The 311-nt window shown below is 67.2% G+C and carries 1 protein-coding gene; it reads left to right on the forward strand.

Going from position 1 to position 311, the window contains the following annotated elements; genetic code table 11:
* Window positions 1–311: DUF1522 domain-containing protein (locus MOV75_RS42135; protein WP_247008788.1), on the forward strand; the 311-nt coding region annotated here is incomplete at both ends.

A 311-nucleotide genomic window follows, 5' to 3' on the forward strand; every position in this document is an offset into this window, starting at 1 on the left:
CTCGGGTTCTGCTCCGGCATCGACTGGTGTTGCGTCCGGCTCGGGCGTCAGCGGCAACCTCGTCACCGACGGCAACGGCAACTCCACGGTCTATCTCGGGACCGCGGGCACCCCGGCTGCGACCGTCAGCGATCTGTTGACCGCGGTCGATCTGGCCAGCGGCGTCAAGACGGCATCCATCACTGCCGGTGCTGCGACGATCGCCACCAGCTTCAACCAGACCGCTTCGAGCGTTGGCGGCGGTGCCGTCACGCTGAAGAGCTCGACGGGTGCGGATCTGAGCGTCACCGGCAAGGCCGACCTGCTCAAGT

Source organism: Bradyrhizobium sp. PRIMUS42 (assembly GCF_023006515.1).
Taxonomy (GTDB): domain Bacteria; phylum Pseudomonadota; class Alphaproteobacteria; order Rhizobiales; family Xanthobacteraceae; genus Bradyrhizobium.